Annotated in this window: 10 protein-coding genes; 4 read left to right on the forward strand and 6 right to left on the reverse strand. The window is 50.9% G+C overall.

What is annotated here, in order from left to right:
- Positions 1-817 precede the first annotated feature (817 nt).
- Positions 818-3,958 (reverse strand): beta-galactosidase, encoded by a 3,141-nt coding sequence (locus ACE5LO_RS14460; RefSeq protein WP_375520736.1) that lies wholly within the window; start codon positions 3,956-3,958, stop codon positions 818-820.
- Between the two features lie 171 nt (positions 3,959-4,129).
- Here ACE5LO_RS14460 and ACE5LO_RS14465 point away from each other — a divergent pair, with 171 nt between their 5' ends.
- Complete coding sequence (locus ACE5LO_RS14465) at positions 4,130-6,499, forward strand: helix-turn-helix domain-containing protein (RefSeq protein WP_375520737.1); 2,370 nt, start codon at positions 4,130-4,132, stop codon at positions 6,497-6,499.
- 579 nt (positions 6,500-7,078) lie between these two features.
- On the opposite strand, the gene ACE5LO_RS14470 is transcribed toward ACE5LO_RS14465, so the two are convergent.
- Entirely contained in the window at positions 7,079-8,554 is a 1,476-nt protein-coding gene (locus ACE5LO_RS14470; RefSeq protein WP_375520738.1) for a transposase, read from the reverse strand.
- Between the two features lie 260 nt (positions 8,555-8,814).
- Positions 8,815-9,918, reverse strand: coding sequence for a glycosyltransferase (locus ACE5LO_RS14475; RefSeq protein ID WP_375520739.1), 1,104 nt, complete (start codon positions 9,916-9,918; stop codon positions 8,815-8,817).
- A gap of 230 nt (positions 9,919-10,148) precedes the next feature.
- Here ACE5LO_RS14475 and ACE5LO_RS14480 point away from each other — a divergent pair, with 230 nt between their 5' ends.
- Entirely contained in the window at positions 10,149-10,616 is a 468-nt protein-coding gene (locus ACE5LO_RS14480) for a RidA family protein (RefSeq protein WP_375520740.1), read from the forward strand.
- 197 nt (positions 10,617-10,813) lie between these two features.
- Here ACE5LO_RS14480 and ACE5LO_RS14485 read toward each other — a convergent pair whose 3' ends face one another.
- From ACE5LO_RS14485 to ACE5LO_RS14495, 3 genes are all read right to left on the reverse strand, one after another.
- Positions 10,814-12,412 carry a type 2 periplasmic-binding domain-containing protein gene (locus ACE5LO_RS14485; RefSeq protein WP_375520741.1) on the reverse strand — a complete coding sequence of 533 codons (1,599 nt, stop codon included), beginning with the start codon at positions 12,410-12,412 and terminating at the stop codon, positions 10,814-10,816.
- A 282-nt stretch (positions 12,413-12,694) separates the two neighbouring features.
- A complete protein-coding gene (locus ACE5LO_RS14490; protein WP_375520742.1) occupies positions 12,695-13,606 on the reverse strand; it encodes a carbohydrate ABC transporter permease in 912 nt (303 codons plus the stop codon).
- Positions 13,607-13,618: 12 nt separating this feature from the next.
- Entirely contained in the window at positions 13,619-14,602 is a 984-nt protein-coding gene (locus ACE5LO_RS14495; RefSeq protein WP_375520743.1) for an ABC transporter permease, read from the reverse strand.
- 368 nt (positions 14,603-14,970) lie between these two features.
- Here ACE5LO_RS14495 and ACE5LO_RS14500 point away from each other — a divergent pair, with 368 nt between their 5' ends.
- Positions 14,971-18,168, forward strand: coding sequence for an alpha-mannosidase (locus ACE5LO_RS14500; protein WP_375520744.1), 3,198 nt, complete (start codon positions 14,971-14,973; stop codon positions 18,166-18,168).
- 22 nt (positions 18,169-18,190) lie between these two features.
- Complete coding sequence (locus ACE5LO_RS14505; RefSeq protein WP_375520745.1) at positions 18,191-19,471, forward strand: glycoside hydrolase family 125 protein; 1,281 nt, start codon at positions 18,191-18,193, stop codon at positions 19,469-19,471.
- Positions 19,472-19,488: the final 17 nt, after the last annotated feature.

Below are 19,488 nucleotides of genomic sequence, written 5' to 3' on the forward strand. Positions count from 1 at the left end.
ATGTAATGAAAACAAAATCACAATTTAATGATAAAGATTATCATTATCACATATCCGTTTTATGATAATCGCACTTATTAAGGCTTGTCAATTCATTTTGCTGTATTGTCAATTTAGTTTGCTGTATTACAAGGAGTTGTTTGAAATTCAGTGCTAGTCAGTCAAGCCGCCAGCCAATCGTGGCGAGGAATGTTAACCCTGTTCGGTGGCTTTGCACGATTATCCCGTTGGATCAGGTACAGAAAAACAGAAAACCGGGAACCGAAAATATACTTTTAGGCACGTTAAAGAAAACGATGGATCAAATGAGGCACGGACATACCGGCTGTTACGCTATTCAGGACCATTGGATGCGTCTATTATTTTTTTGATCATGCCTGATGGAGAAGCAGATCGGTTCGAGGTCATGAGACGATCTTAGGAGAAAGCAGAGTGTTTAGGTGATGTAAAACCGACCAAGAGAGAAAGAGGGAGAGGACCAAGGCACCGAAAAAATAAAAAGTCCCTGGTCCTCGTTGCCGCTCGAACCCGAAATTTCCCATTATTTCTTACTTCTTTTCTCGTTTCTCATTCCTTCCCCTGACCCCCAACCCTCAATTCCCACATCCTGATCAAATGGGATAATCATGCAAAGCTGTGTGGGGAGGCACCAGGCATCAGGCACCAGGCAACGGACGCCAGACACCACACACTATAGACGCCCATCTCACTCTGGCTGCTAGACTCCGAGGGAGTCGAACCCCCTGCTTGCAAGAAGTGTTCAGAACAAAAAGGGCTTCCGCCAGCCGTTAAGCCAACAGAAGCCTCATCATAATACTTAAGATTTTGCATGCAGACTGGTTTTGATGGCAGCATTGCGGTACACACCCAGCAGCGAACCCGTCAGGTCGGCAGCAAACAGCACCGCACGCTCGGCATCCAGATTCAGGCTGTACAGCACTCCGCTTTCTTCATCCTTAACCTCGATTTCGCAGTCCTCCCCAGTCTCGGAGATGAATATATACAGGCTGCCCTCGCGGAAGCGCAGTCTTGTGCCATATATACCGGGATGGTCTCCACCCTTCACCCATGTCAGCGCGGTTCGCGCCGCCCCCGCCTCCTGTAAAGCCGTCTCATAAAGCGACTTCAACACATCCGTCCGCTCGTTCAGCTCCAGTGGCAGTGGGCACCACATGATTTTGCCTTTGCCATGGATGAAGGTTTGCACCTCGCAGCTTCTGCGCCGTCCCTCATCCTGTGCGGGCACTTCTTTATTAAGCTCGCCTATTTTCTTGCCACGGAAGGAGGCGATATAACGGCTGCCATTGATAAAAACATTCTCTTCCCTTGTCACATTGGCCAGCTTCTGCGGTCCGGCGATGAATTCCGCTCTTGTTGTAGGCTTCCAGTATTCGTCCAACCCAAGCGGACCGGTGAACAGCAATGTGCCTCCTTCCTGCCCGATATGCGTCAGTAATGTATGGAAAGCCGTGTCACTGAAGTTATGGGCACTTGGCACAATAATGAGCTGCGGACGCTCTGTTACGAGCGAGTCCAGATGATATTCACTTAATGCCCGTATAGGCTGTCTCAGCTCGTAGCCCATTACCCGCGTGAGCCGGGCTGTCGCCTCACAGGCAAAACGGCGGCTGGAGAAATCATTGGAATACGGGAACACAACGGCAACATCCTCCAGCTCCCGTTCCTCGAACAGACCGGCAATGCTCTGCATAAAAGCGCCAAAGTCATAAGATACGTCCGCTTCCGGTTTCTGCGTGCCGTCCGCCCGTACCGCTCCGATGTTCGATTCACACACATTATCCATATAATAGTTGGTGTTCCACAGCCAATGAATGGCCCCCGCTCCCCCTGAAACAAAAGCATAGGCATATTTGCGTTCCAGCATATTGCGCAGCTCTTCTTCCGTACGCTTGGCCCGGTTATTCGGCTGTTCTACATACATAATTCCGGTCTCCTGCACCAGCAGCGGTTTATCCGGGCTTTTACCGAAAATGCCGTCCCACAGCAGACTGTCATTCAGCCACCAGGTATGTACGTTCGTATAATCCACACTTTCCGCATAAAACAGCGGGGACGGTCGCGGCCCCCTGCCAAGCGCTTCGTCCTGACCGACCGTAACGAGGTGACGGGGCTGGATCGAACGGATGGTGGCGCTCAGTTCCTCCGCCCAGCGGTTGTGCATGTCCATGCCGAACAAAGTATAATCGAGCCAGCGCGTGTTTTTCTTCAGTTTTTTGACATCCTCAATGTCGAAGGCAATATCCGTCTGCTCCGGCAAAGTGACGGCAGCAAAGTCAGGCAGCTCCGTAGCTGTCATATTCCAACGGTCCTGCAGCGCTTCGATTGATCCATGTCTTTGCTTCAGCCACTTGATATACTCAGCCTTCTCAAAAGGATCTCCGAGCGTGCGCGGTCCCGTAAAAATGCGCATAGGATCGAACAAGGAAGGCTCGTTGATCAGGTCCCACTGGACATTGGCCGTATCCTTATGCCTGGAAACGACAGAAGCGATAAACCTTTTCTGCGCCTGCACACTTCGCGGGTCAAGATACGGATTCAGCCCTTCCCATGCTGACGGGGCAAAGGCGAAAAACGTAAACGTAACCTCCAGCTTATGCTTCGCCGCAGTCAGGATAAATGCGTCAATCGCACGCAAAATTTCCTCCGAGGCGTGGCCGTCCTCGAACATCAGATGACGCCACGCGGTCCACAAGCCAGTTCGAATCCAGTTGATTCCCGCCGCCTTCATCGTCTGCATATCCCGGTCCCACAGCGCGGCGTTTGGCAAATGTACGAATTTTCTGCCGACATCCGAGGTCATATAGGTCATGCCCACCACGGGGAAGGGCTTGCCATCCTTTCTGAAATAATCGCGGTCTGCAGTCAAAAATTCTCCTTGCTCAAGCAGCTCCTTGTCATATCCCCAATAACCCTGGCGGAGGATACGACGCTCGCCAGCTTCGGAAACCACCGAGCAGATGATTTGATACAATCCGGGCGTCACATCCACAGGAATGTTGAAGGTCGTATACCGTATTTCATCCGTCGCGTGGATTTCCATGGTTTTATGCCACAAAGGCTCTTCTTCGCTCTGCCGGGTTACGGAAATCTCCGTGCTCCATTTGGTACTGTCGGATTTGCCTGAGCCAAGCGGCGGGGCAATTTTTTGAATCTGCAGCGTCAAATGAGCCCGTTCTCCCTCGTAATATACCGCATAGCTTGGCTTCAGCCAGATTTCCGTCACGTCTGCCGAACAATAAGCCGCCCATTCCTTCAGCGCTTCCAGTCCCTCTTCTGTCCAGAACTCCGCTTGCAGCGGCTGATTCGCAAACAGCCAGCGTCCCCCGGCGAAACGTCCGCGCACGTATTCCAGCAGCACAACAGGCGCGGAGACCTCTCTGTCCTCCTCTGAAACTCCGCTCAGCAATGACGAGATGCGGGCATTCATCGGCCCCGAAGAGCCTGTTGCCTGCTGCAGCTGATCTCTTTCATGTGTCACATGCAAAATCAGACCGAAGGTCGGTTCGACCGAAAACAGATGCTCTCTGCCCTCCAAAAGGGGAAGGTCCGGATTGTGACGGAGAAAAGCAGCACGACTGCCATCCACGACAAGCGCCTCATGAATCCCCAGCTCCTGATGGTAGGCCGTCTGCTCGCCTTTGCTGCTCCAGGCACCCCCCTCCAGGGAAACGGGCTGCTTGAACGGGGCACCGCCCATATGAATCAATCCGCCGCCTTTCAGCAGAAAGGACAGGATTTCCGGCCAGGCCTGCTTCGGGAAGTAAGCTCCGTGCAGATGAATGAGACAGTCTGCCAAACCGCTTTGCAGCGCGGCGGACAGCCCCTCTGCATCAACCATGGTATAAGTCCTCTGTAGTTGCTCCAGCTGCTCTCCTTCCGGTCTGGACCCTTCATAAGGAAAGGATGGATCATAAAAGACAATCGTATTTTCGGTCATGTTCACATCTCCCAGTTCATATCGTTTTTTAATCAATTTCGCAAATTCTAATGATTTCCTTCCCCATCAGCAAATTTTATAGCATAATGAGTTAAACCAATATAAAACGCTTTCAATCCTTACACCTGATGTAATTTCACAAAACATAAAGATTGGGGGGCATGGATCATCATGAACAGAATTCCCAAGCTGCCGAAGTTCACTACAAGCAGAATGAACTGGAATGATTTCAAATCAAAGCTGCTGCTAAGGTATACCTTGTCTTATATCCTTATTTTTCTGATCCCACTCACCGGTGTGACGATGCTCGCCTACAATAGTGCCATTGCCAACCTGCGTTCGGAAATCGAGCAGTCCAACGTCAACCAGTTGAATCAGGTACGCATGACCATCGACAGTCGCATGGCGGAGCTGCAGGATATAGCAGGACGCATCGCCTACGACGAGCATCTGACCCATTACATGGCACGCCATCCTTATTACAGCCGCGAAGCTATCAACGCGCTGGCCAATTACAAAGCGAACAGTCAAATCCTCGACGATCTGTTCCTTTACTTTCGCGGCGACCCTGTGATTTATTCCTCTGACGGTCATGCGAATCTTGAGGTTGTGTTTAATCAGAAGTACAAGTTCAGCAAATGGAGCCCGGAAGAACTGCGCCGTGATCTGAACGAAGTGGCACATCCGCTGATGCGCCCTGCCGAAGCGGTCAGTGTCAATTCCCGGCAGGAATCAGTCCTCTCGCTCATGATCCCGATCAAACCGAATGATCCTTATCCTTATGCAACGGTCATATACCTGATGGAGGAATCCAAGCTTACGGGTGTAATGGATTCTATTTTGAATAATTTTTCCGGCAACAGCTATATTTTCGATGAAAAAGGGCAGATTCTGACGTCCAACAGCCACGGGGCAGCCATTCCCGCAGACGAACTGAATAAGCTTATCGCTCTGGGACCCGGCATTCACAGCCAGACACTGAATGATGAGCAGCAGTCCATTGTGGCCGTACAATCTGAGGAAAATGGCTGGACCTATATGACCACCATGCCGAGCAGCCAATTTTTCAGCAGGATCGTTCATGTGCAAACCCTGATTCTGATCGTATTCGCCGCCGTTGCGCTGACCGGAGTCACCGCCGCCATTTTGCTTGCCAGACGGCAGTATCACCCGATTCACGACCTGCTCGAATTCGCCAGGGTGAAAACGGGCGCCAAATCTCCGGACACGTTTAAATCCGGCGGGGAATGGGAGTGGATACGCCAGACCATTCATGACTTCAGCGTGCGTATTGATATTCAGGAGCCTTATGTGCGCAATCATTTTCTGCTGACACTGCTCAAGCACGGAAATCCCGATGACGAAGGAATGGACAGCATTATCCGCTCCATGGGCCTGCAGTCGCCGCAGACGAAGGACAGCTATTTTGTCATGCTGCTGACCTGGGATGAATTCCCGGCAGCCTCCAGGTCGGACCTGGACCGCAGAATGATTTACAAGATGTTCAGCGACCTGGAGCTCCCGGAATTGAAGGCTCATGTGTATGGCATTGAATTTTCACCCTCAGATCCCTTCGCGCTGATCGTCAGCATTGCGGAAGATGAAGGTGCTGCGCTGCGCGAAAGAATCCAGGATACCGCCGATGCGGTACGGGCAAGGGTGGTTGAATCCTTCTTCCTCCACCCGTCCATCGGGGTGGGAACACCTTACGGTTCTCTTGGTGAAATCAACCAATCGTTTATTGAGGCGGCCACCGCCCTGGAATTCCGTATGCTTGGGGGCCAGGGCAGCATTACCTTCTTTGAAAATCTGACCAGTTCGTCGACCGAAGCGTTCTGGATTTCCAAAAAGTCACTGCTCAAGCTGGAACAAAGCCTTAAGCAGGGCAATGAATCCGTCGCCGTGCAGATGATCGATTCCATCATCGCGGACATCCGTAATCAGCCGGTATCGGCGGCGCTGCTGCGGTGCATCTGCTTTGATCTGCTGAACTCCCTGCTCAAAATAGCTTCCGAGTCCGGTATGACCGGTGTCATCCGCGACATTCCCAGGTTCACCTCCTTCGAAACGCTCGAGGAATTGGAAAACACCCTGGAAATGCTGGCCATGCAGATTTGCGCCCAGGTCGAACGCAAAGCCGAGCAACAACAGAATTCGCTGGTGGACGATATTGTCAGTTATGTCGACCGGCAGTTCGCCGATTACACCCTGAGTCTGGAACAGCTGGCTTTGAAGTATTCCATATCCACTTCCTATTTGAGCCGCTGTTTCAAGGAAAAGACGGGCTCCACCTTTTCACAGTACATTTGGCACCTGCGCATGAATGAAGTGATCCGGCTGCTGCTCACCACCGATGATCCTTTGAAGGACATTATTGAGCAGGTCGGCTATCTGGACACTCCCAATTTCATCCGCAAGTTCAAAAAAGAAACCGGCTGTACGCCGGGACAATACCGGAAGCTGTATGCGGACACACAGCTGGACACGGATCTGGACACGGATCACACCATCTCAGACTCCGCCCACTCAGGGGCAAAATAGGGGAATCGATGACACGAAACACTTCTTTTGTATTAATAGGTCAACTAGATTGGTGGGCCTATTAATATTAGCGTATTTTGATAGTAACTGCCGGGAGAACGTAGAGTTTTTGGTTTTGTTACGAAAATTGTTCTCCCACTGCCTTCAAAGACTATAGAATCTGAAAGCCGCTCACAGGACTACTGAATTAATTAGTATGACTCCTGTTGCTAGAAACCATGAAACAGCTACATTAGCTAGAAATAGATGTCGGGTAGTTTCATCATGATATGCCAAACAGCTTTTGCCGGACTAGACCACGGAATATTTAGCTCTGGAGAATTTACGGCTACAGATTACCTATCACAAAACGGAATCCAAAGGTTCTGCAACGATCTGCGTATAGCCGATCAATGCGGTTTACGGTGAAGAATTAAAAAAAGAAAGGCAAACCTTACAAGGTGGCTGTGATCGCATGCTCCATCAAGCTTCTCCATACAATCTGACAAGAAAAAAAGACGGACACCACATAAATTTAGGGAATCCGCCCTTTCTATTAGCCATTTATATAATATACTTGACAGTGAAAAGTTCTCGCGTTTAAGAAGCAAGCGAATCCGCGTCCGGATGGGCCGATTTCTGCTTGGAACGAATAATTTGGGTTAGCGCCAGATGCGGGTTTTGAGCAAACAAGCGAAAAAGCGATTGGCGCAAGTAAACCGCGATCGTCGCCTCCGACACGATAGATTTGGACGGCGTGCGAAGATAGCGGAAGAATAGCGCAGGCGTACGACCGGAAAAGCGCAATGCGAGAAGCTGCACGATGCCCGTCGCGATGACGCTGCACATGACAAAGCCTTCGATGGCTCGGAGGGTCAACCGAATCCGTTCCCGATCTGACTCGTTTGTCACCTGCTCCAGCGGATCCGGCTCTCCTTTGCGACGGTAGCGGTTCAGCTTCGGCATCGACGCGCTCCAGAAGCGATAGCCGAACGCACCGATCACTTGCTTCATTTCCCGAAACGTACATTCGATCTTGAAACGGTATCCGTACAGCGCGATGATCTCCGCCGCCTCCAGCGTCAGATCGGTGCTGACGAGAATGGAGAGGCGATCGCCGTGCCGAACGAGGACGAAGCGCAACTCTTGATACAGGCCCTGCCCCCATAACAAATCCAGACACAGGAAGGAGACGGTTTCCTCCTTGCCATAGATCGTTACAGCAACGGTTTGAAAATCGGTCGCGCGCGTCTGGAACAACTCGGCAAGCTTCAACGTCTTGCCTTTCTTCGGCGGGCGGCCGCGGCCCGGCTTCTTCGGTTCAGGCCTTTCGTAGGCTACGGCATTCATTTTGGCTTTGGTGACGATCTGCAGACGTCCATCGCCGGCCCGATCTCCTTCGGCCAACCGCTGTAGCGCGGGGATGGACAGAAAATACCGATCCAACAGAAGCAGCGCCCCGCCGAAGGTGCGAGCGGAGACGAAGGCTTGCTCAATCATTTGCACGACATGGGAAGCCTGACGCTCCTTGGAATGGCCTGTCCATCCGAATATGGCTTTCACGCCGTCCTGCAGATTCATGAACAGGGGCAGGCAAAACCACTTGTTCGGTGTGCCTGCCAGAATGCCGATCGCGCCGAACAAATGGCCAAAGATGTACTCGCCCTTGGAAACATTTTCGGATTCCTGATGCAGCTTCTTGACGCCAGGCATCTGCCGTCCCTCCTTGGCTTGTTTCATGCCGTCGCCGACGAGCACGACCTGTCCGCGCACGTACAGGAGCGGAGCGAAACGGCGAACGGCTTCCTGCCAGGCAAGCCGCAGCGATTCCAGCGACCAAGCGGAGGAGCGGAAGAAATGGATCATCGACTCGTAATGACGCGGATCCAGCGACAGATCCCGGACAATGGAGGTCACACCAAGATGGTCGGAACGAACCATCAGACCAACGACAATGACCACGAACCACTGGAAGGCGGCCATGCGGGTGAAGCAAGCTCGAAATGCACACAGAATTTCATTCATTAATTTCAACATGGACTGGTCGATCGTAAGAAAAAAGAGTACACTATTCAAGTAACCCTCTCTTGCGATCTGCTCTCCTTTCTGGCCTGAGAACCTTAAGGATACTACAGATTCGCTTGATTGGGTTATTTTACTATTGGTCGATTTTTCGACAAAAACTTTTCACTGTCCAGTAACTCAACATGGTTCCTTGGCCGCATCCAAGATCAAGTATTTCTGGTTGTGTATGATACTGATTAATGTATCCAACCATTGAAAAATACCGTGGCAGTTCCCTTTTCATACTAAATATTTCAGTCCAATGCCCTGATTTAAACTCCTCGTTCCACGTCATCAAAGATTTTTCCCTTTTCTGATAGACCATTGTATAAAGCCCCCTCCGTTTGCCTATTCTGAACATGATAAATTAGAATCTCTTCAAGCTTCTGAATAATGCTCTCTTTAGAAAACTTTTTTATGGATTCTCTACATATTAAGGGACTCGGTAATGATACCGTTTCACTGAGAATTCCCTCTAGCAATAAAACCAAAGATCGTACATTCCCCGGCTCAAACAACCACCCATTCACACCATGTTGAACGATGTCACGGGGACCTACTGGACAATCACTTGATATGACGGGCAGTCCTCTAGCTAGGGCTTCAGCTAAAACTAAACCAAACCCCTCATAATCCGAGGTCAGTAACAATATAGAAGCTTGATTAAGTACTTTCCATGGATTCTTGTGGTATCCCAACCATTCAATTTTATTCGATATCCCTAGTTCCTCAGCAAGTTCCTTTAGCATAACAGCATCATTCCGATAAGGAACACTTGTGTCATCACCGATTATCTTTAAAACCCAGTTCATATTTTTAAAGGTTGAGAGTGAATTAAACAGAATATCCAATCGCTTCTGAACGTTAGATATTCTCCCTACGTAAGCGAAAGTCTTAATTGGTGGCCTTTCAATTATAAATCCTTGAGGATCCTCTATTGGATTTGGTAACAGGGCAATTTTTGTATTACCTACGACATTTCTAAGTTGTGCCTCTATGCCAGTGCTAATAGCCAAGTGGGCATCTGCCAATCGAAGAAACTCCACTGATATTTTGTCTAATGAAAAATGTACTTGTGAGATTATAAAAGGTCGAGGCTTCATCATATTTGCAGCTAGGCGGGCTACTGCTGTACCTCTCGAATTTAATGTGTAGATAATATCCGGTGGTAATAAAACTTGCAACAAACATTGGAATGCTAAAACTTCCTGAACAATATTGGGGTTTTCTGTATTGGACGCATATCGAACATAACAATTATGTAAGTCATTTATCCACGAGATGTTAGCGCAATCATTTCTATATGAAAAAATAACAATACACTCATGTCCCCTCTTAGATAACCCATCGATTATTGTTGATAATACTGTCTCCATGCCACCAGTCCCAAGCAAGGGGGGACAGTAAAAACAAATCCTCAAGGCATCACATCCCCAGTTATAGAATATAATTCCTGATACAATTTCATATTACAACAAATAAAATCATTATAATACCCCTAAAATTAGGAAAAAAACATATGATAATTAGACATTCAGCACAATATTGTATATTTAATCCACATATACTATAATGATTCCAACCTATTTAGAGGAGGTTAGTCCCCATGTTAAATGATTCCATAACAAGAAGGCTTAAAGAGTTAGGAATAGAAATCCCTGAAGCAAGTGATCCTGCAGCACGATATGCAAACTATGTCAAAGTAAACGGATTATTATTTGTATCTGGAAAAGGACCGGCGGGACATCCAAAGGGTAAGCTCGGTACAGATTTTACAACGGAAGAAGGATATGAGTACGCAAAACAAACTGGAATAGAAATTCTTGCTGTCGTAAGATCAGCCTTAGGTTCATTAGATAAGGTTAAGAGAGTCGTAAAAATCCAAGGTTTTGTGAATGCCTCGCCAGATTTTGAAGAACACCACAAAGTATTGAATGGTTGTTCTGATTTGCTCTTAGAAGCTTTTGGAGAAAATAAGGGCTCGCATGCAAGGTCCGTATTCGGAGCTGTTTCTTTGCGTGATAATTTGCCCATCATCGTTGATTCCATATTTGAATATAACACTACGGATTAGTCTTCATAATTCAAGATTGGACACCTGCTTTACACGAGTCAAAGTGATGGCTCGAGAGCGAGTGTTGGTGAAAATCGGCCACTATACTCGCTCTTGAGCCAAAATAATGACTTTCGTGATTCGGGATGCTTGTCGGCGTTTAACAGCGTTTAGGGTGCAACCCTTTTATATGACAACCAACCCTATGAAAGGTTGCATCAGCTGGATTTCCAGCGGTCGTAGGCTGTTTGATAGATTTCCGCCAGGCGGCCTCCGCCCATTTTGTTAATGGTCTCCACGTAAGTATTCCAGTTCGCAAGCGGCTCCTGGCCTGTCACAAACCGTGCCTCCATCTGCTCTACGTAGGTGTTCAGGTCAGATTGCAGAGTCGTGACCTCCGCCTGCTCTTCCTCGGTCAGGAACAATACAGGGAACGGGATTCTTGCCCCCCGGTCGAGCAGCTTCTCCTGTGATTGTTGAGCCACCCATTTATCAAAATCGGTGGTAAGCCCTTTGTTGATATCGTCCGTCATCATGGCCGGTGTCGGAATGCCGTAATTCGGCGTGATGGTGGCGCGGTAGTCTTCACGCTCCATGCCGTTCGGGACAGGTAACCATCCCTTCACGCGCGCTTCCTTATCCGTATATTTCCAGAGCAGGCCTTCCGGGCCTTTATCAAACAAAACGGCTCCTTCGTAGGAATAAATGTAGTCCACCCACCGCATGGACGCTTCCGGTGCGGGATTCGTGCTGGTAATTGCAAAGGCTCCGCCCGTGACTCCCTTGTTGCGGGCAATCGCAGGGGCATCGACCATATCGCTTTTTACCGGACTGAACATCGGATCATCCGTGCTCGGCTCACCGCCCATCACAAAGTAAGCATGCCAGTCCGTGAACAGGCCCAGCTGGCCGTTCTTGCCCTTGGCTTTTTTCTGCTCATCCGTTTGTGAGAAGGTATCATGGTCCAGCAAATCTTCATTCCAAAGCCGATTCAGGTAAGTCAGATACTCCTTATAGCCTTCTTCAACCGGTGTGTAATGCACCTTGTCCTGGTCATCCACATAAATTTTCTCTTCGTAAATGCCAAATGCACCCAGAAGCCAAGTGCGGATGTCCTTCAGCTTTACGGAGGTGAGCGGAATTTCATCCTGCTGACCGTTGCCGTTCGGGTCCTCTTCCTTGACACGTTTCAGATATTCATACAATTCGTCTGTCGTTTCAGGAAGCTTGGTCACCCCCAACGCCTTTAAATAATCACCGTTATACCACATAGGATTCTTGTACCAGGGCTGGTTGAACTCAATACGTGGCAGGGAATAAATATGCCCGTCCGGCGCCGTAATCGATTTGCGGATTTCCGGATTCTCTTCCAGAATTTTTTTGAAATTCGGCGCATATTCGTCGATCAGGTTTTCGAGCGGGATCAGGATGCCCTGGCTGCCGTAAGTCAGTTCTTCGGCGGGCGTCAAGCCTGCTGCGTAGAACATGTCCGGATATTCCCCGCTGGCGAAGACCAGATTCTTCTTGGTCTCGAAGCTTTCCTTTGGGGCATTCATGAATTCAAGATGGATTCCGCTAAGCTTCTCCATTTCCTGAATAACAGACATATCCGCCCAGTTCTGAATGCCAACATCCGGACCCATCATCGTAAGTGTCAACGGTTCGCTTACAATGGGAAAGCCTTCTTTATTAACGATTTCTGCCTTCTCGGACGGCCCTTCCGCCGTCCCTTGGTCTGATGACCCGCAGCCCGCCAACAGTGATACACTAAGGCCCGCCGCCAGCAGCAGGCTGAGGCTTTTTTTCAAAGTAATCATAGTTTCATCCCTTTCCTGTCATAGATGACTAAGATGGCAGTAAAATCTTGTTCATTCCCCCGAGAGGCGCAAGCACTCGAGGGCACTCTGCCCTCTCCCCCTGAGAGAACGAAATAACCCGCTTCGAAGAAAATACCCAAGAAAATGTCTTCCCACGTACAGAGGGAGCAGAATTCCACTGAAGAAGCGGAGCGTTCGCCTTTGTCCCCGGATTTTTACCGCTAAAAAACAATTCAATAAAATCCGGGGACAACAGCGATCGGAAGTGGAATCTGCGACCGCTCACCCCTTCACAGAACCAATCATCACCCCCTGTACGAAATAACGCTGCAGGAATGGGTAGATTATGATGACAGGCAGCGTGGAGACGATGATGGCAGCATATTTTACCAGGGAAGCCATATCCGCCTTGTTGTTCATCGCAATCGCCATGTCCCCGCTGATGGCGACACCCGTCGTCTCGGCCGTCATTTCCTGCAGGACAAGAATCTGACGCAAAATGAGCTGCAGCGGATATTTGCTTTCATCCGTCAAATAAATAAGTGCCGAGAAATAGCTGTTCCAGTGGCTGACTCCGTAAAACAGGGCCATCACGGCGATAATGGGCCCGGAGAGCGGCAGAATGATGCGCACGAACAGCCTGAAATTGGTGCAGCCGTCCATCTGTGCGGCTTCCTGCAGCTCATGGGGAATCGTTGATTGGAAAAAGGTTCTGGCAACGATGATATTCCAGACAGAGGCGGCCACCGGCAGGATCAGCGCACCCATGCTGTTCATGAGGCCAAGGCTTTTGATCAGCAGGTAGGCCGGCACTATGCCGCCGCTGAAGAACATTGTCACGAGCATCATGCCCATAAAAAAATTACGGCCGACAAGATCCTTTCGGCTCAGGGCATACGCGGCCGGGAGCGTTACTGCCAGATTCAGCAGTGTGCCCAGCACCGTATACAGGATCGTATTGGCATAGCCGTTCCATATTTTCGCGTTTTCAAAAACCCGTGTGTACCCGTCCAAATTCCATCCCTTGGGAAACAGCCACATTTCCCCCGAATTGACGTATCGCGGTTCGCTGACAGAGGCGCTCAGGATATAGATCACCGGGTACAGCACTATAATCATGGCAATAGACAAGTAGATATAGTTCAAAATGATAAATAACCGGTCGGAACGCGTCTCTTTAACAGATGTGATCATCAGCTGTCCTCCTTACCATAAGCTGTTCTCGCTCGTGCGGCGTGCGATGTGGTTGACGGTAATCAGCAGCAAAGCATTGACAACGGAATTGAACAATCCGACAGCCGTAGAGAAGCTGTACTGAGCATCCACCAGGCCCGAGCGATATACGAAGGTGGAAATCACGTCAGAGGAGCTCATATTGAGCGGATTTTGCAGCAGTAGGATTTTTTCAAAACCGACACCCAGAATATTGCCCATATTGAGAATCAGCAAAATGGTGATCGTCGGTAAAATGGTCGGAATATTGATGTGCAGCATGCGTTTGAAGCGGCTCGCTCCATCCACGATGGCGGCCTCATGCAGCTGTGGGTCAACGCCGGACAGCGCTGCCAAATAGATAATCGTCCCCCAGCCGGCGCTCTGCCAGACACCGGAAAGCACATACACCGTCTTGAACCAGGCGGGATCGGTCAGGAGATCAGGTGCCTGGAAGCCCAGAAATTCCACGATCCGCACAATCATGCCGCTGGACGGAGATAGAAAAGTGATAATCATGCCGGCCATAACGACAACGGAAATAAAGTGCGGAGCATAAGTGATCGTCTGTACCGACCGCTTGAAGAAGCCGTTCCGGATTTCATTGAACGCCAGCGCCAGGATGATCGGAAGCGGAAAGCCTACCGCCAGCTCGTACAGGCTGAGACTGAAGGTGTTCCACAGCAGGTCCCAGAAATAATAGGAATTAAAAAAGCGTTCAAAATGATCGAAGCCAACCCACGGACTGCCGGTGATGCCCTTCGTGGGAATAAAATTTTTGAAGGCGATCTGGACACCATACATCGGAATGTAGTGAAAAATGAAAAAATACAGCACGGCCGGTGTGATAAACAGATACAATTCCCAATTTTTCAGAATCCGGCTCCAAAGGGGCCTGCCCGTCTCTCTGGAGGAAAGAACGGTTCCTTGCCCTGCTGCCGACTCCAATGAGAGAGCTCCTTCCTCTTTTCTCTTCATAGCATCATCCCCTCTTTTCAATGTTCAGACTGTAGTTCTAAAGTTCGCAGCCTTCGACGCAAATCCGGGCTCCGTCAAGACTTACTGTAGAAATTGTAGGCCGCAAATTTTATAAGGTAAATATGTAGAATCTGCACAAAACGGTAGAATAGCTGCCACCCCTTATCCAACAAGGTTTTACAAAACAAAGCAACTCTTTTTTGAAAGCGTTTATACATGTTTGCTATATGTGAATTTTGTTATCTCAAAGTCAATTCACATCTGACACATTGCATAATCCATCAGGTTGTGTGATTCTTTCTAACGAGTTCAGTGCAAGCCATTTCAAAAAAAGCTCGGGTACCAAGCCGTAAGGAGGCATATGAAACATGTTTCTGACTGAGAAAAAATTATTCGCACGCCTGCGAGAACTGGATGAATATCGTTACCGTGAGCGAATTCCGTTCAAGCAGCTCCGGGCACTCGAAGATGAAGGCTCCAAGGTCAATCCCGACCTGCCGGAGGTTGGCGGAGAGTGGGGGCATATGCGTCACGGGGACACCTGGACCGGCCGCGACCGTTATTTGTGGGTCTCCATGGATGCGGAATTCCCTGCGGAATGGGCAGGAAAACGAGTGCTCGGACGCTTCGATTTCGGCACGACCGGCGGGGGCACCAATTCAGGGTTCGAGTCACTGCTGTATCTGGACGGTCAGCCTTATCAGGGCGTCGATTCCAATCATAAGGAAGTGTTTTTTCCTGAAGAAGACGTGGCAGGCAGCAGCAAGCAGTTACTGTTCCGGCTGTGGTCGGGCCTGGAAGGCGGCGGCCAGCCCAGAGAGCAGAAGCATGAAGTTAAGCTGGCGGAAATTTGCTGGCTGGATGAAGCGGCCGACGATCTGTATTACACCGGTCTGACGGTGTATCAGACCATCCAGGTGCTGGACGAGCAGGATGCCGAACGGGCGCTGCTGCAGAAAACGTTGAATCAGGCCTTTCGTCTGATCGACTGGAGCGAGCCGGGCTCGTCCGCTTTTTATGAAAGCGTGGCGGCGGCCCGCGATTACCTGTCCGGCCGGATCGATGAAATGGACAAAAACACGCTTGTCACCATCACCTGTGTCGGCCATACCCATATTGACGTAGCCTGGCTATGGCGGCTGAAGCATACGCGCGAGAAAAGCGCCCGCTCCTTCTCCACGGTCATGCGCCTGATGGAGCTGTTCCCGGAGTATATTTTTCTGCAAACCCAGCCGCAGCTTTATGAATACATCAAGCAGGACTTCCCCGGCATCTATGAGCAGATTCAAAAGCGGGTCAAGGAAGGGCGCTGGGAAGCAGGCGGCGGCATGTGGCTGGAAGCGGACTGCAATCTGACGTCAGGCGAATCGCTCACCCGTCAGCTGCTGGTAGGTACCAGATTTTTCAAGGAAGAATTCGGGGCGGATTGTGAATATCTGTGGCTGCCTGATGTGTTCGGGTACAGCTGGTCACTGCCGCAAATTTTGCGCAAATCCGGGATTGGTACCTTTATGACCACCAAAATCAGCTGGAACCAGTACAACCGCATGCCGCATGACACGTTCAAATGGCGCGGGATTGACGGCTCGGAGGTGCTGACTCATTTTATCACCACGATTGAGCCGTGGTCGGTGGCCTCCTCCACGTTCTATACGTATAACGGGCATGTGGAGCCGAAGACAGTCAAAGGAAGCTGGGGAGCGTATCGGGACAAGGAGCTGAATCAGGAACTGCTGTTATCCTACGGTTACGGGGACGGAGGCGGCGGTGTCAACCGCGAGATGCTGGAAATGCGGCGCAGGATCGACCGGCTGCCGGGACTGCCCAAGGTAAAGACCGGCAGAGCGGACGAGTATTTCCGGCGGCTGCAGGAGACCGTGGAAAATACCGAGAGCTATGTGCACACCTGGGACGGGGAGCTGTATCTTGAGTACCACCGTGGCACATATACGAGCCAGGCTTACAACAAGCGCATGAACCGCAAACTGGAGCTGCTGTACCGGGAGGCGGAATGGCTGAACGCCTGGCAGAGCGTGCTGGGCGATAATTGGTCGCTCTATGAGGGGAAAAGGCTGACAGACGGCTGGAAGATCATTTTGCGCAACCAGTTCCACGATATTATCCCCGGCTCCTCCATCCGAGAGGTCTATGAGGACAGCACAGTGGAATACGCCGAAGCGGAGGAGATCGGCCAGTCGGTTCGTGCACAAGCGGAGCAAAGCATCACTTCTGCTGTGGAATCAGGCGATCCTGGGCGGGAGTCAGATCCGGCGGGGATCAGGTCCTTCGTGATCTGGAACTCCTCTCCATGGCAGCGCACAGATCTGGTCGATGTTCCCCTTCCGGACAGCGGCGGTTCGGGAGTATGGCGTACTGTGGACGGCCGGTCGCTGAACGCGCAGTGGAATCACGGTGCCTGGACGGTTCAGGTGGATGACCTGCCTCCGCTCGGTTATGCAACAATTGTGCTTGATACGACAGCCGGGAAGGAAGTTCTGTCTGCAGCAGGTACGGAGACGCCATTCCAGTTCCGTGAGAACGGACTTTCGACCCCGTATTACGAGCTGGAATGGAACGGACACGGTCAGCTTACCCGCCTGTATGACAAGGAGCAGCAAAGAGAGGTGCTGGCGCCGGGCGGGCGCGGCAACGTGCTGCAGCTGTTTGAGGATAAACCGCTCAATTTTGATGCATGGGATATCGATATTTTTTACCAGGAAAAAATGAGGGAAATCACGGAACTGAGCCGTATGAAGGTGGTGGAGAACGGCGCGCTGCGGGCGGCCATCCGCTTCGAATGGAAGTACGGCGGCTCGGTCATCACGCAGGATATGATCCTGTATGCCAATGACCGGCGCATCGATTTTGCCACAGAAGCCGATTGGCACGAGCGGCATCAGCTGCTGAAGGTGGCCTTCCCTGTGCATGTCCGGTCGACCGAGGCGACCTATGATATCCAGTACGGCAACGTCAAACGGCCGACCCACTGGAACACGAGCTGGGACAGCGCGCGTTTCGAGTCCGTCGGCCATCAATGGGCGGATTTATCCGACCGCGGCTACGGTGTCAGCCTGATGAACGATTGCAAGTACGGCTATGACATCAAGGACAATGTGCTGCGCCTGTCCCTGATCAAATGCGCTACCTCGCCGGATATCGAAGCCGACCAGGGGCATCACCGCTTCACTTATTCCCTGCTTCCACACAGGGGGGACTGGCTGCAGGGCAATACCGTGCAAAGCGCCTGGGCCTTGAACGCTCCGCTGCGCTTCAGCGAGGGAGCCGCACAGGCTTCGTCGCTGTCGCTGTTCCGCCTTTCCACAGATACCGCTATGGTTACCGCCGTCAAAAAAGCCGAGGACAGCGACAAGGTGATTTTGCGCGTCCATGACTACTCTGGCGGCCGGCAGCCTTTGACCATCACGAGCGACCTGCAGGTTGTTGGCTGGAGAGAGTGCAATCTGATGGAACAGACGGATGAGGCTATGCGGCTGGAGAACGAAATTCAATGTGTGCTCGAGCCTTACGAAATCAAGACATTCGAGATTGATATACGCACCCCATAACATGTTCAGGAGGCATCATCAAATGAATTTGCCCGCATCTATCGTTCAGGTACTCAAGGATGCAGAGCAGCGGCTGGCCCACCGGCCCAAGCTGCTCCGCCTGTTCACCAACTGCTTTCCCAATACATTGCAGACCACGACCAAGCTGCTGGACGACGGCACCACCTTCGTTTTTACCGGCGATATTCCCGCCATGTGGCTGCGCGATTCCGTGGAGCAGGTGCGGCATTATATTCCGTTTGCCAAGGACGACTCTGAACTCCAGCGTATTCTGGAGGGGTTGATCCGCCGCCAGATGTTTTACATCAATATCGACCCGTATACGAACGCCTTCAATGAAGAAGCAAACGGCAGGCATTATAACGACGGGGACCAATCCGGGATGACCCCCTGGATGTGGGAACGCAAATATGAGCTGGATTCGCTCTGCTTTCCCGTTCAGCTTGCTCATATGTATTGGAAGGCGACGGACAGAACGGACATTTTTGATGCTTCATGTTATCAGGCCCTCACTTCGATCGTCGATGTGATGATCACCGAACAGCGACATATGGAAAAATCGCCGTACCGGTTCATGCGTCCAGGCTTCAAGGAAACCGAGACGCTGCAGAACAACGGCCTTGGCATGCCTGTCAATTACACGGGAATGACCTGGTCCGGCTTCCGTCCGAGCGACGATGCCTGCCTGTTCGGCTATAACATCCCGTCCAACATGTTTGCTGTCGTCGTTCTTGGACATATCCGCGAAATCGCGGAAACGGTATTCAAAGACAGCTGGCTGGCGGCCAAAGCCAACAAGCTGCGCGGGGAAATTGATTTTGGCATCCGTACCTACGGCACCGTGGACCACCCGCGCTACGGAACCATTTATGCCTATGAAACCGACGGGTTCGGCAATTACTGCCTGATGGACGACGCAGGAACTCCGGGGCTGCTATCCGTCCCCTATTTCGGCTATGCAGGGACCGACGATCCGATCTACCGCAATACCCGCCGTTTTGCACTGAGCAAGGACAATCCTTTTTACTTTGAAGGAAAATACGCCAAGGGCATTGGCAGTCCGCATACCCCTGGCGGTTATGTATGGCATATGGCGCTATCCATGCAGGCATTGACGGCTGACAACGAGCAGGAGGTCCGGGAACTGATTGATATGCTGGTGAACACGGACGCGGATACCGGCTTCATGCATGAAGGCTTTCATCCGGACGATCCTGCCGATTTTTCGCGCGAATGGTTTGCTTGGTCCAACAGCCTGTTCGCGATGCTGATTTATCAGGCCATGGGGAAAGGCTGGGTATAGCTAATTCCGTATAGCTC

Source organism: Paenibacillus medicaginis, from assembly GCF_042138635.1.
GTDB classification, from domain to species: Bacteria; Bacillota; Bacilli; order Paenibacillales; family Paenibacillaceae; genus Paenibacillus; species Paenibacillus medicaginis.

What these genes read in the sequence shown, in the direction of transcription:
- ACE5LO_RS14460 (WP_375520736.1), bottom strand. Translation starts at nt 3,958, where the DNA reads ATGACCGAAAATACGATTGTCTTTTATGATCCATCCTTTCCTTATGAA.
- ACE5LO_RS14465 (WP_375520737.1), top strand. Translation starts at nt 4,130, where the DNA reads ATGAACAGAATTCCCAAGCTGCCGAAGTTCACTACAAGCAGAATGAAC.
- ACE5LO_RS14475 (WP_375520739.1), bottom strand. Translation starts at nt 9,918, where the DNA reads ATGGAGACAGTATTATCAACAATAATCGATGGGTTATCTAAGAGGGGA.
- ACE5LO_RS14480 (WP_375520740.1), top strand. Translation starts at nt 10,149, where the DNA reads ATGTTAAATGATTCCATAACAAGAAGGCTTAAAGAGTTAGGAATAGAA.
- ACE5LO_RS14485 (WP_375520741.1), bottom strand. Translation starts at nt 12,412, where the DNA reads ATGATTACTTTGAAAAAAAGCCTCAGCCTGCTGCTGGCGGCGGGCCTT.
- ACE5LO_RS14490 (WP_375520742.1), bottom strand. Translation starts at nt 13,606, where the DNA reads ATGATCACATCTGTTAAAGAGACGCGTTCCGACCGGTTATTTATCATT.
- ACE5LO_RS14495 (WP_375520743.1), bottom strand. Translation starts at nt 14,602, where the DNA reads ATGAAGAGAAAAGAGGAAGGAGCTCTCTCATTGGAGTCGGCAGCAGGG.
- ACE5LO_RS14500 (WP_375520744.1), top strand. Translation starts at nt 14,971, where the DNA reads ATGTTTCTGACTGAGAAAAAATTATTCGCACGCCTGCGAGAACTGGAT.
- ACE5LO_RS14505 (WP_375520745.1), top strand. Translation starts at nt 18,191, where the DNA reads ATGAATTTGCCCGCATCTATCGTTCAGGTACTCAAGGATGCAGAGCAG.